Below are 12,809 nucleotides of genomic sequence, written 5' to 3'. Positions count from 1 at the left end.
CCGCCATGATACGGGCAGGGGGTGCCGCTGGCCCCCGGCGGTGCGATAATCGGGGCCATGAGCGAATCCCCCTACAAAGCCGGTACCACCCATTTCGGGTTCCGCGACGTCGCCGCCAAGGACAAGCAGAAGCTGGTCGGCCAGGTGTTCACCTCGGTCGCGCGCAACTACGACCTGATGAACGACCTGATGAGCCTGGGAGTGCACCGGGCGTGGAAGCGCTACTACGTGGCGACCGCGCAGGTGAAGCCGGGCGACCGCGTGCTCGACTTGGCGGGCGGCACCGGCGACATCGCCGCGCTGCTGAAGGAGCGCGTTGGTGCCGAGGGCTCGGTGGTGCTGGGCGACATCAACGCCGGCATGCTGTCGGTCGGCCGTGACCGCCTGACCAACCGCGGCCTGGTGCTCGGCCTGGACTACGTGCAGTGCAATGCCGAAGCCCTTCCGTTCCCGGACAACAGCTTCGATCTGGTCACCATCGCCTTCGGCCTGCGCAACGTCACCGACAAGGACGCCGGCCTGCGCGAGATGTACCGCGTGCTGAAGGTGGGCGGCCAGGCCCGCGTGCTGGAATTCTCCGAAGTCACCGCGGACTGGTTCAAGCCGATCTACGACTTCCACTCGTTCAGGATCCTGCCCAAGCTGGGCAAGCTGTTCGCCAACGATTCGGACAGCTACCAGTACCTGGCCGAGAGCATCCGCAAGCACCCGCCCCAGGAAGAACTGAAGGCGATGATGGGGCAGGCCGGCTTCGAGCGCTGCCACTACAAGAACCTGACCGGCGGCATCGTCTCGATCCACTCCGGCTACAAGCTGTAAGCCTTGCCCTGGTGGGTGCCAACCTTGGTTGGCACGCCCCGGCCGCGAGCGATGAAAGATCCGTGCCAACCAAGGTTGGCACCTACCTGTAGATGCCGACCTTGGTCGGCATCGGCCTGCCGCGAGCGTTGATGGATCCGTGCCAACCAAGGTTGGCACCTACCTGTAGATGCCGACCTTGGTCGGCATCGGCCTGCCGTGAGCGTTGATGGATCCGTGCCAACCAAGGTTGGCACCCACCAAGGCGCGGCGCCTTCGCGCCCGGCAGGCCATTACCCCGCACCGCGCAACGCCTGCGTGGCCCGGGGGAGGTACCATTGGGGTTTGATCCCCGTAACGGTCCCGATTCATGCGTAATCCGCTGATGCTCCTTCCGCTGGCCGTGGCTCTGGCCGCCGGCTGCTCCCAGGAGGCGGCCGCGCCCGCCGCCGCCCCGACTGCCGAGAAGGCCCCTGCCGCCCCCGTGAACGCCGAGAACCGCAGCCACGACGAAAGCTCGTACGCCGAGCCGGACAAGGTCGCCATCAAGGACATCGCGCTGGATCTGAAGCTGGACTTCGACCAGAAGCAGATCGGCGGCACCGCCACCTACACCCTGGAATGGAAGCAGAAGGACGCCAAGCAGCTGGTGCTCGACACCCGCGAGCTGACTGTGTCCAAGGTCGAGGCCGTCGCCGCCGATGGCGCGCGCAGCCCGCTGAAGTTCGAGCTGGCCGCCGCTGACAAGGTGTTCGGCAGCAAGCTGACCATCGAGGCCCCGGAACAGCCGGCCAAGGTGGAAGTGACCTACCACACCGCGCCGACCGCCTCGGGCCTGCAGTGGCTGGCACCGTCGATGACCGAGGGCAAGAAGCTGCCTTTCATGTTCAGCCAGTCGCAGGCCATCCACGCCCGTTCGTGGGTGCCGCTGCAGGACACCCCGAGCGTGCGCTTCACCTACAGCGCGCACGTGGTCTCGCGCCCGGACGTGATGGTGCTGATGAGCGCCGACAACGATCCGAAGGCCGCGCGTGACGGTGACTACTCCTTCAAGATGCCGCAGCCGATTCCGTCGTACCTGCTGGCCATCGCCGCCGGCGACCTGGTGTTCGAGCCGATCTCCGGCCGCTCCGGCGTCTGGGCCGAGCCGACCATGGTCAACAAGGCCGCCAAGGAGTTCGAAGACACCGAGAAGATGATCGGCGCCGCCGAGAAGCTGTACGGCGAGTACCGCTGGGGCCGCTACGACATGCTGGTGCTGCCGCCGTCGTTCCCGTTCGGCGGTATGGAAAACCCGCGCCTGACCTTCGCCACCCCGACCGTGATCGTCGGCGACAAGTCGCTGGTCTCGCTGGTCGCCCACGAACTGGCGCACAGCTGGTCGGGCAACCTGGTGACCAACGCCAGCTGGAAGGACATCTGGCTCAATGAAGGCTTCACCACCTACGTCCAGGGCCGCATCACCGAAGCCCTGTACGGCAAGGAGATGGCCGAGATGGAGAAGCAGATCGACCAGACCGACCTGCTGGCCGAAGTGAAGGACATGAGCCCGGCCGACCAGGCGCTGGCGCTGCCGCCGCTGAACGAGCGCGACCCCGACGAAGCCCTCAGCCAGGTGGCCTACGTCAAGGGTTCGTGGTTCCTGGAATTCCTGGAACAGCGCTTCGGCCGCGAGACCTTCGATCCGTTCCTGCGTGGCTGGTTCGATGATCATGCCTTCCAGAGCGCGAACACCGACCAGTTCGTCGACTACATGAAGAAGAACCTGCTGCCGAAGAATCCGTCGGCAGTGACCGAGGCCGAGCTGAAGGCGTGGCTGGACGAGCCGGGCATTCCGGCCTTCGCCACCAAGGCGCAGTCGCGCAACTTCAGCAGTGTCGATACCGCGCGCATCGCGTTTGCCAGCGCCGGCACCGTGCCGAGCAGCCAGGTCATCGCCGACTGGAGCACGCAGGAATGGGTGCGCTTCATCGATGGCCTGGGTGCCACCCAGCCGCTGGACAAGCTGGCCACGCTGGACAAGGCCTTCCACTTCACCGGCACCCCGAATGGCGAGATCGCCATGCGCTGGTACCCGCTGGCGATCCGCAGCGGCTACGAGCAGGCCAATGAAGGCGCGGCTGCATTCATCGAGCGCGTCGGCCGTCGCAAGCTGATCATGCCGATCTACGCCGAACTGGTGAAGACCCCGAAGGGTCTGGAGCTGGCCAAGCAGGCCTTCGAAAAGGCCAAGCCGGGCTATCACCCGATCACCACGGCCTCGGTGCAGGACATGCTGGCCAAGGCTGAAGCCAAGTAAGAAAAAGCGCCGGGCATCCCCCGGCGCTTTTTTTTGTAGAGTCGAGCCATGCTCGACTGCTGCTGGACGGCCAGTCGAGCATGGCTCGACTCTACAGAATCGCGAAAACACGAAGGACCTCCGCCATGAAACGACTGATCCTGCTCACCGCCTGTACCCTGGCCCTGGCCGCCTGCAGCAACCCCGAGGAAGAGCGCAAGGCGCAGGAAGCCGCCGCGGCCGCCGTGCAGGCGCAGAAGGAAGCCAAGGCCGAGGACGTCGCCAAGCAGTACGACATGGCCGTGGCCGCGCAGGACTGGGAACGCGCGCGCCTGCATGGTGCCTCCCTGCTGGACCAGTACAAGGACACCGCCGCCGCCGAGCGCATCGCCGCCGGTTTCGATGAAGTAAAGGCCAAGGGCGATGCCGCGCGCGACCTGCGCCGCATGCAGGGGCTGTGGCAGTACAACCAGATTCCGGTCGGCAGCAAGGGCAGCCAGGTCTCGGCGTCGATCTACAGCAAGGAACGGGTGGACGTGGACGGCAGCGGTGCCAAGCCGGTGCAGCTGGTGTTCCGCGATCACCCGGAGTGGAAGCGGCACGCCTATCTGGTGCTGCAGGCTGGCGATTTCCGCTGCCCGCAGTGCACGGTGAAGGTGACCGTGGACGATGGCAAGCCGGTGTCGATGGCGGCCTGGCGCCCGAAGACCGATGAGGCCATTGCGATGTTCATCACCGACCAGAAGGCGCTGTGGAAGCTGGCGCGCAAGGGCAAGTCGATCAGCATCGAATTCCCGGTCAAGGCCGGAGGCACCCGCATCGCTGTGTTCGAAACCGGTGGCGTCGACGCCAGCCGCATGCCGCAGTGGTGGCAGTGATGCGATGCCTTGCCGCAGCGACGGCGTTGCTGCTCGCAGCTCCGGCGATCGCAGCGGCACCACCCGCGGGTGAGCCGGGCAGTGCCTTCCAGGTGCAGGGCGAACAGGTGCAGCATGCCGTTCCCGCGGGCTGGACGCTGGCATGGATGGATGGCGACCGCAGCGGCAACGGCGAGGTGCTGGCCGAGTACCTGCCACCGGGCGAGGACCTGCAACGCTGGCGTGGCGGCTATCTGCTGATCCACCGCCTGCCGATGCCCGGTGCCGAGGTGATGAAGCAGGTCGCGGCCAGCGGCGCCACCCTGGTGCAGGTGGCGGTTTCCCAGCAGCAGGACAAGGCGCGCGGTTTCTGTGCGGGCACGTTCACGCCCACCAGTGCGCGCAGCAACCGCTTCAACGGCGTCGAATTCGCGGTCGCTGGCGGCTTCTGCGACAAGGTCGGCCCGGCTGCGCCGTTCGGGGAAGGTGCGGTGGTGGCCTACCTGCAGGGCAACGGCTTCATCCACCAGATCCAGTACGGCTGGCGGCCGGCGGATGCGGCCCAGCAGCGCCGCGATCTGCCGTACCGGATCGCGCCGGCGAAGGTGGCCGGCTACATGCAGGCGATCACCGCCAGCACGCTGTGCGGGGGCGCATCGCAGCCCGCCTGCGCGTCCGGGGGCGAATGAGCATGGCATTGGCGCAGGTGCGCCACTGGGTCTTCGACATGGACGGCACGCTGACCGTGGCCGTGCATGACTTCGCGGCGATCCGACATGCGCTGCAGATCGCCGCCGAGGAAGACATCCTCGACCATATCGCGGCGCTGCCGGATGCGCCGGCGCAGGCCAAGCGTGCGTGGCTGCTGGATCACGAGCGCGCGCTGGCCGAGGACGCGCTGCCGGCGCCGGGCGCGGTGAAGCTGCTGCGCGCGCTGGCGGCCGCGGGCTGCCGGCTGGGCATCCTGACCCGCAACGACCACGCGCTGGCGAAGCTGACGCTGGAGGCGATCGGGGTTGGGGCGTTGTTCGACGATGCCGACATCATTGGCCGCGATGAAGCGGTGCCCAAGCCCTCACCGGATGGCCTGCAGCAGCATCTGCGGCGTTGGGGCATCGGGCCTGCCGAGGCGGTGATGGTCGGTGACCACGCTTACGACCTGGAGTGCGGCCGTGCCGCGGGCACCCGCACCGTGCTGGTCAACCTGCCGGAGAACCCGTGGCCGGGCCGCGCCGACTGGCATTTCGCCGATTGCCGCGCGCTGTTGGCTGCCTGGCAGGGCGCCTGATGATGTAGAGCCGAGCCCACGCTCGGCTGTTCTGCGGCCAGATCGCGGTGGCGCGCGCAAGCCGAGCATGGCTCGGCTCTACAGAGAGCAGGCAGCGTGCCGGCCGAAGGTTCCGGTAGTGCCGGCCGCTGGCCGGCAGTGTCGACCAAGGTCGACACCTACCAACAGCATTCCCGATAGCGCATCGGGTGGAAAGCCCCCTTGTTGTTCAAGGGGGCGCGCCGAAGGCGCGGGAATAAGGTGGAATGCGCGGGCAGTTCGTTTACGCGCTCAGCGCGTAACCGAACTGCTGCTTGAACTGCTCGTTGAACTCATCAAAGGTGAAGCGCTGGTTCTGGGTGCCCGGGTGCTCGACCTTCAGTGCGCCCATCAGGTTGCCCATGCGGCCGATGGTCAGCCAGTCGTAGCCCTTCTGGATGCCGTAGATCAGGCCGGCGCGGAAGGCGTCGCCACAGCCGGTCGGGTCGACCACGCGGCGCTCGTGCGCCGGCGGGATGTCGTAGCTCTTTTCCGGGGTGTGGATGACCGCACCCTTCGGGCCACGGGTGGTGATGTAGGCCTTGACCCGGCTGACGATCTCCTTCTCGTCCCAGCCGGTGCGCTCCTGCAGCAGGTTCGACTCGTAGTCGTTGACCACCACGTAGTCGGCCTGATCGATGAAGGCGCGCAGCTCCGGACCATTGAACAGCGGCATGGCCTGGCCCGGGTCGAAGATGAACGGAATACCGTCTTCGTGGAATTCCTGCGCGTTCTGGATCATGCCCTCGCGGCCGTCCGGGCCGACCAGGCCCAGGGTCACGCCCGGCACGCCACGCACGTGGTTCTCGTAGGAGCGCATCATCGCGCCCGGGTGGAAGGCGGTGATCTGGTTGTTGTCGTGGTCGGTGGTGATGAACGCCTGCGGGGTGAAAAGCTCATCGATCACGCGCACGCGCGACAGGTCGATGCCCAGGCCTTCAAAGTATTCGCGGTACGGGCCGAAGTCCGAACCCACGGTGCCCATCGGGATCGGCTGGCCACCCAGCAGGTGCAGGTTGTAGGCGATGTTGCCGGCGCAGCCGCCGAACTCGCGGCGCATGCGGGGGACCAGGAACGACACGTTCAGGATGTGCACCTTGTCCGGCAGGATGTGATTCTTGAACTGGTCCGGGAACACCATGATGGTGTCGAAGGCAAGAGAACCACAGATCAGAGCGGACATCGATGTAAGCCTATGCGGTGAATTTTGGGATGGGCCGGCCCGGTTCAGCGGGCAAGCAAACGGCGCCCTTGGGCGCCCGACGGCGCAAAGGTTACCCGCTGGTGCCGCTCAGGGCCAGAACCGGGTGATGCCCGATCAGGCCGAAAGCCTGTGAAGACGCGGGTTCAGCTAGTTTTTTCCTTGCTCGGCGGCAGGCGGGTTGCTAGGCTTGTCGGCCTCGATTTCTGCCCATTTTTTCGCCATCCCGCGGCGGGCACGACACCCCTCAGGACTCCTTCCTCAGATGTTCAAGAAACTCCGTGGCATGTTCTCCAACGACCTGTCCATCGACCTGGGCACGGCCAACACCCTCATCTACGTGCGCGGGCAGGGGATCGTGCTGAACGAGCCGTCGGTCGTGGCCGTGCGCCAGGACCGTGCCATCGGTGGCACCCGCTCGGTGGCAGCCGTTGGCGCCGAGGCCAAGCAGATGCTCGGCCGTACCCCGGGCCACATCACCACCATCCGCCCGATGAAGGACGGCGTCATCGCCGACTTCACCTACACCGAGGCGATGCTCAAGCACTTCATCAAGAAGGTGCACAAGTCGCGCGTGCTGCGCCCGAGCCCGCGCGTGCTGGTGTGCGTGCCGGCCGGTTCGACCCAGGTCGAGCGCCGCGCGATCAAGGAATCGGCCGAGGAAGCCGGTGCCCGTGACGTGTACCTGATCGAAGAGCCGATGGCTGCCGCGATCGGCGCCGGCATGCCGGTCACCGAAGCCCGTGGCTCGATGGTCATCGACATCGGCGGCGGCACCACCGAAGTGGCGGTCATCTCGCTCAACGGTATCGTCTATTCGGCCTCGGTCCGCATCGGCGGCGACCGCTTCGACGAGTCGATCACCAACTACGTGCGCCGCAACCACGGCATGCTGATCGGTGAAGCCACTGCCGAGCGCATCAAGGTCGAGCTGGGCTGCGCCTACCCGCAGGCCGAGGTGCAGGAGCTGGAGATCTCCGGCCGCAACCTCGCCGAGGGCGTGCCGAAGATGATCAAGATCAGCTCCAACGAGGTGCTTGAAGCCCTGCACGAACCGCTGTCGGGCATCGTCAGCGCGGTCAAGCTGGCGCTGGAGCAGACCCCGCCGGAACTGTGTGCCGACGTTGCCGAGCGTGGCATCGTGCTGACCGGCGGCGGCGCCCTGCTGCGCGACCTGGACCGCCTGATCTCCGAGGAAACCGGCCTGCACGTGCAGGTGGCCGACGATCCGCTGACCTGCGTGGCCCGTGGTGGTGGTCGTGCGCTGGAGCTGGTGGACATGCACGGCAACGAGTTCTTTGCGCCGGAATAAGCCGTCCCGGCCGTTCCTGCCCGCCGCGCCCTTCCGGGGTGCGGCCCGCCGCGATGGCGGGCCGGCACCGGCGGGGCGTCCGCGTGTTTCCCTTCCGCCTTCTGCCAGTTGAATCGTTGCCGTGCCGCCCTACGCCGGTCCTCCCGTTGCCTCCCGATCCGGTGATGCCGCCAGCCCCCTGCGGTTGCTGGCCTACCTTGCATTGGCCATCACCCTGATCGTCCTTGACGACCAGGCCGGTTGGCTGGCGCGCCTGCGCGAGCAGGCCAACAGCCTGGTGCAGCCGGTATGGGCACTGGCCGGCCTGCCCGGCAAGCTCGGCAACCAGGTCAAGGATTCCGCAGCCAGCCACACCCAGCTGGTCACCGAGAACCGCGAACTGCGCAACCAGCTGCTGCTGGCCAACGCGCGCCTGACCCGCCTGCAGACCGCCGCGCTGGACAACGCCCAGCTGCGCGAACTGCTGAACGTGGCCGAGCGCAGTGGCCTGGACGTGCAGCTGGCGCCGATCCTGGATATCGACCTGGATCCGGTGAAGCAGCGGTTGGTGCTCGACGCTGGCAGCCGCGAAGGCGTGCATGTCGGCCAGGCGGTGATCGACGCCGGTGGCCTGATGGGGCAGGTGATCAGCGTCACCGGCGGTACCTCCACCGTGCTGCTGCTGACCGACCCCGACCACGCGGTGCCGGTCACCGTGGCCCGCAACGGCGTGCGCCTGATCGTCTACGGCCGCGGCGACACGCTTGAGCTGCGCGACATCCCGCTCAGCGCCGGCGTGGAAGTGGGCGATGAGATCGTCACCTCCGGCCTCGGTGGCCGCTTCCCGGCCGGCTTCCCGGTCGGCACCATCACCGGCCTGCGCCCGGACGACACCCATGCCTTCCTGGTTGGCGAACTGAAGCCGGCCGCCCAGCTGGACCGCGGTCGCGATGTGCTGCTGCTGCGCCCGGGTGCAGCGATCCGCATTCCGCCGGAACTGCGCCTGCAGCTGGAAGAGACCGCTCCGGGTGGCCCGGCCACCGGGGCCGCTGTACCGGCGCCGACAGCGCCGCCTGCCACTTCGCCTGCCGCGGGCCCGGCTCCGGTGGCGGCAACGCCTGCGCCTGCGACGGCAACGCCGGCTGCGACCAACGCGCGCCGCCAGGCCGCGCCGCCGGCCCCATCGCCAGCTGAAGCCGCGTCGACCGTGCCGCAAACGACTGAACCGCCCCCGCCCGCTGCGGAGGCCCAGCGATGAGCCGCCTTCGCGACAACCCGTGGGTATTGCCGGCCAGCCTGGTAGTGGCCCTGCTGCTGGGCCTGCTGCCGCTGCCGGCGCTGCTGCAGCCACTGCGCCCGTACTGGCTGGCGCTGGTGCTGGCGTACTGGGTGATCGAGACGCCCGAGCGCGTCGGCCTGGGCATCGCTTTCGCCAGCGGCGTGGTCGCCGACCTGCTGTACGGCGGCGTGCTCGGCGAACAGGCGCTGCGGCTGGTGATGCTGGCCTTCATCCTGCAGCGTTTCCGCGCCCGCATCCGCTTCTTCCCGATGTCGCAGCAGATGCTGGCCATTGGCGGCCTGCTGTTCAACGATCGCATCGTCAGCGCACTGGTGCATATCCTGGTGGGCGAGCCGACCCTGCCGTGGTCGTACTGGTGGGCGCCGCTGCTGGGCATGGGCCTGTGGCCGCTGGTGTTCGTGCTGCTGGATGCGGTGCGCTTCGGCAAGCGCGGGCGCTGAGCCATGATCCCGCGCCGCCAGGTCAAGAACCCGCACGCCGAAGCCGAACAGTTCCGCCGCCGTGCGGCGCTGGGTTTCCTCGGCGTGCTGGTCTGCCTGCTGGGCCTGGGCGGCTGGTACTTCAAGCTGCAGGTGCTGGACCACGACGTCTACGCCACGCGTTCGGAAGCCAACCGCATCAAGCCGCGGCCGGTGGTGCCCGGGCGCGGCATGATCTACGACCGCAACGGTCGCCTGCTGGCCGAGAACGTGCCGGCGTTCCGCCTGGACGTGACGCCGGACAAGGTCAAGGACATGGACGCCACCCTGGAAGGGCTGGCGAAGATCATCAGCATCAGCCCGGAAGAGCTGGAAGCGTTCAACAAGTCGCGCAAGGCGCGCCGCAAGTTCCTGCCGGTCACGCTGAAGCTGCGCATGAGCGACGAGGAGATGGCGCGCTTCGCCGTCGACCGTTGGCGCTTCCCCGGCGTCGAGCTGGAGCCTTACCTGACCCGGCGTTATCCGTACGGCGACCTGTTCGCGCACATCATTGGCTACGTCGGCCGTGTCGACGACAAGGATCTGGAGATCCTCGGCGAAGGTAATGCCGCGCTGACCCACATCGGCAAGTCCGGCCTGGAGCGCTATTACGAGCAGCAGCTGCGCGGCAAGGTCGGCTACGAGCAGGTCGAGACCAATGTGCAGGGCCGCGCGATCCGCACCATCGGCCGCGTTGCCGCGCAGTCCGGCGCCGACCTGCGACTATCGATCGATGCCGACCTGCAGCGTGCGATGGTGGCCGCGTTCGGTGACCAGGAAGGCTCGGCAGTGGCGATGGACCCGCGTACCGGCGAGGTGCTGGCGATGGTCAGCCTGCCGTCCTACGACCCCAACCTGTTCGTCAACGGCATTTCCCATGCCGACTTCAAGGCGCTGAACGAGAACCCGTCGCGGCCACAGTTCAACCGCCTGGTGCTCGGTGGCGTTGCCCCCGGTTCCACGCTGAAGCCGCTGATCGGCCTGGCCGGCCTGGATTCGGGCGTGCGCCGCCCGGAAGACAAGGTGTTGTCCACCGGCATGTTCTACCTGCCCGGCACCAGCCGTGGCTGGGGTGATGCGCATCGTGGCGGCCACGGCTGGACCGACCTGCGCAAGTCCATCGCCGAGTCGGTCAACACCTATTACTACAAGCTGGCGCTGGACCTGGGCATCGAGCGCTTCGACCATTACATGGAGTACTACGGCTTCGGCCAGCCGACCGGCATCGACCTCACCGGCGAGATCGGCGGCATCCTGCCGTCGCCGGCCTACAAGCGGAAGAGCCGCAAGGAAGCCTGGTACCCCGGCGATACGGTCAACATCAGCATCGGCCAGGGCGACTGGAAGGTCACCCCGCTGCAGCTGGCGCGCGGCGTCAGCGGCCTGGCCGACGGCCAGCTGCGCACCCCGCACCTGGTGATCCAGCAGCGCGACGGCTTTGACAGTGACTGGACGGCGACGCCGCCCGGCGAGAGCAAGCCGGTCAGCCCCAACCCCAACAACGTGCAGGCGGTGCGCGAGGGCATGATGGCGACCATGCGGCCCGGTGGCAGCGGCTGGCGCGTGGCGGTCGGTGCGCCGTACGTGATGGCCGGCAAGACCGGTACCGCGCAGGTCATCAGCCGCAAGGGCACCGCAGCGGTGAACCCGAAGAGCCTGCCGATGCACCTGCGCCACCGCGCGCTGTTCGTCGGCTTCGCGCCGGTCGAAAACCCGGTGATCGCCATCGCGGTGGCGGTGGAAGGTGGTGGCTACGGTGGTTCGGCTGCTGCGCCGATCGCACGCAAGGTGTTCGACGCCTACCTGCTGGGCAAGATGCCCGAAGGCATGCAGCCGCTGGACAGCGAGCGTGGCACCACCGCCATCGGCGCCACCGCGTTCGACAACGAAGACGCCGGCGCGCGCCAGGCCGGTGACCTGGCGGCCGCGCAGCTGGGCGAGCACCCGGTGCAGGTGGGTGCACCCACGCCCGAACCGGCCCCTGCGCCGCAGCCGGGCACGCCGGCCGCTGCCGCACTGCCGGCCACGCCACGCCCGACGGTTGCGGAGCCCGCACGATGAAAGTGTTCCTGCGCTGGGCCGGCGACATGCTGCGCCGCTTCTTCAGCACGCTGGACTGGGTGTTGTGCCTGGCCCTGGGCGCGTTGATGGTGATCGGCCTGGCCACGTTGAAGAGTGCCGGTGGCGACGGCCTGGTGATGGCCCAGGGCGCGCGTTTCGCGGTGGGCATGGCCGCGCTGTGGGGTATCTCGCGGGTGCCGATCCTGCGCATCCGCTCGGCCACGCCGATGATCTATGCGATCTCGATGATCCCGCTGCTGGCGGTGTTCGTGCTCGGTACCGGCAAGTACGGCCGGCAGTGGCTGGACCTGAAGTTCTTCTACCTGCAGCCGGCCGAGCTGCTGAAGGTCAGCCTGCCGATGATGGTGGCCTGGTACCTGCACAAGATGCCGCTGCCGCCGCGCTTCAACACCGTGCTGGTGGCCTTGATCATCATCGGCGTGCCGACCGGCCTGGTGATGCTGCAGCCGGACTTCGGTACCGGCGTGCTGATCGCCGCCAGCGGCGTGTTCGTGCTGCTGCTGGCGGGCCTGCCGTGGTGGTGGGTCGGCCTGGGCGTGGGCGGCGTGGCCGCGGTTGCGCCGGTGGCCTGGTTCTGGCTGCTGCGGCCGTACCAGAAGGACCGCATCATGATGTTCCTGGACCCGGAGATGGATGCGCTGGGGGCCGGCTGGAACATCATCCAGTCGAAGATCGCGATCGGTTCCGGCGGCTTCGATGGCAAGGGCTGGGGTGAGGGCTCGCAGTCCCACCTTAACTTCATTCCCGAGCAGACCACCGACTTCGCGTTCTCGGTGCTGAGCGAGGAGTTCGGCTGGATGGGTGTAGCCCTGGTGCTGACCCTGTACCTGGTGGTGATCGGGCGTTGCCTGTGGATCGCCAGCCAGTCGCGCGATTCGTACTCGCGCCTGCTGGCCGGCGCCACCGGCCTGGCGTTCTTCGTCTACGTGCTGGTGAACGGCGGGATGATTTCCGGCCTGCTGCCGGTGGTGGGCGTGCCGATGCCGCTGATCAGCTACGGCGGCACTTCGGCCGTATCGCTGCTGGCCGGCTTCGGCCTGGTGATGGCGGTGCGCAGCCACAACCCGGTGCACGGCGGCTACGGCTAGCTGCCGCGCTTCCTGCTCCTGATTCCTGTAGAGCCGAGCCATGCTCGGCCGCCCTTCGTACCGTGCACGCAGGTCCCGCGCCGGGCATGGCCCCGCGCTACACATGCACATGCGCCATGACAGCTTCACGCAAGCGCGCGTTGCTACCGT

At 67.7% G+C, this 12,809-nt stretch carries 11 protein-coding genes; 10 read left to right on the top strand and 1 reads right to left on the bottom strand.

Features of this window, described 5'->3' with window-relative positions:
- Positions 1-57 precede the first annotated feature (57 nt).
- The 5 genes from ubiE to QP552_RS17865 all read left to right on the top strand — a co-directional run bounded on the left by ubiE (position 58) and on the right by QP552_RS17865 (position 5,221).
- Positions 58-819, top strand: coding sequence for a bifunctional demethylmenaquinone methyltransferase/2-methoxy-6-polyprenyl-1,4-benzoquinol methylase UbiE (gene ubiE, locus QP552_RS17885; RefSeq protein WP_008267586.1), 762 nt, complete (start codon positions 58-60; stop codon positions 817-819).
- Positions 820-1,168: 349 nt separating this feature from the next.
- Complete coding sequence (locus QP552_RS17880; RefSeq protein ID WP_286074212.1) at positions 1,169-3,097, top strand: M1 family metallopeptidase; 1,929 nt, start codon at positions 1,169-1,171, stop codon at positions 3,095-3,097.
- A 125-nt stretch (positions 3,098-3,222) separates the two neighbouring features.
- On the top strand, positions 3,223-3,954 hold the full coding sequence (locus QP552_RS17875; protein WP_286074211.1) for a hypothetical protein: 732 nt from the start codon (positions 3,223-3,225) through the stop codon (positions 3,952-3,954).
- Positions 3,954-4,622: a hypothetical protein gene (locus QP552_RS17870; protein ID WP_286074210.1), complete on the top strand. Its 669-nt coding sequence runs from the start codon at positions 3,954-3,956 to the stop codon at positions 4,620-4,622. The genes QP552_RS17875 and QP552_RS17870 overlap by 1 nt, the downstream gene beginning before the upstream one ends.
- Before the next feature lie 2 nt (positions 4,623-4,624).
- Positions 4,625-5,221 carry an HAD family hydrolase gene (locus QP552_RS17865; protein ID WP_286074209.1) on the top strand — a complete coding sequence of 199 codons (597 nt, stop codon included), beginning with the start codon at positions 4,625-4,627 and terminating at the stop codon, positions 5,219-5,221.
- A 262-nt stretch (positions 5,222-5,483) separates the two neighbouring features.
- Here QP552_RS17865 and QP552_RS17860 read toward each other — a convergent pair whose 3' ends face one another.
- Positions 5,484-6,422: a carbohydrate kinase family protein gene (locus QP552_RS17860; RefSeq protein WP_019660686.1), complete on the bottom strand. Its 939-nt coding sequence runs from the start codon at positions 6,420-6,422 to the stop codon at positions 5,484-5,486.
- A 283-nt stretch (positions 6,423-6,705) separates the two neighbouring features.
- On the opposite strand from QP552_RS17860, the gene QP552_RS17855 reads away from it, so the two are divergent.
- The 5 genes from QP552_RS17855 to rodA all read left to right on the top strand — a co-directional run bounded on the left by QP552_RS17855 (position 6,706) and on the right by rodA (position 12,659).
- Positions 6,706-7,752 carry a rod shape-determining protein gene (locus tag QP552_RS17855; RefSeq protein WP_005411077.1) on the top strand — a complete coding sequence of 349 codons (1,047 nt, stop codon included), beginning with the start codon at positions 6,706-6,708 and terminating at the stop codon, positions 7,750-7,752.
- Between the two features lie 121 nt (positions 7,753-7,873).
- Complete coding sequence (gene mreC / locus QP552_RS17850) at positions 7,874-8,989, top strand: rod shape-determining protein MreC (RefSeq protein ID WP_286074208.1); 1,116 nt, start codon at positions 7,874-7,876, stop codon at positions 8,987-8,989.
- Positions 8,986-9,471 carry a rod shape-determining protein MreD gene (gene mreD, locus QP552_RS17845; protein WP_005411075.1) on the top strand — a complete coding sequence of 162 codons (486 nt, stop codon included), beginning with the start codon at positions 8,986-8,988 and terminating at the stop codon, positions 9,469-9,471. Before mreC ends, mreD begins: the two co-directional genes overlap by 4 nt.
- Before the next feature lie 3 nt (positions 9,472-9,474).
- Positions 9,475-11,550, top strand: coding sequence for a penicillin-binding protein 2 (gene mrdA / locus QP552_RS17840; protein WP_106550467.1), 2,076 nt, complete (start codon positions 9,475-9,477; stop codon positions 11,548-11,550).
- Positions 11,547-12,659 (top strand): rod shape-determining protein RodA, encoded by a 1,113-nt coding sequence (rodA, locus tag QP552_RS17835; RefSeq protein WP_005411073.1) that lies wholly within the window; start codon positions 11,547-11,549, stop codon positions 12,657-12,659. Before mrdA ends, rodA begins: the two co-directional genes overlap by 4 nt.
- The last annotated feature ends 150 nt before the right edge of the window (positions 12,660-12,809 follow it).

Origin of the sequence: Stenotrophomonas sp. 59 (assembly GCF_030291095.1) — a bacterium.
Lineage (GTDB): Bacteria > Pseudomonadota > Gammaproteobacteria > Xanthomonadales > Xanthomonadaceae > Stenotrophomonas > Stenotrophomonas maltophilia_Q.
The sequence above is the reverse complement of the archived record's forward strand: the minus strand, read 5'-3'. Positions and strand labels throughout refer to the sequence as shown.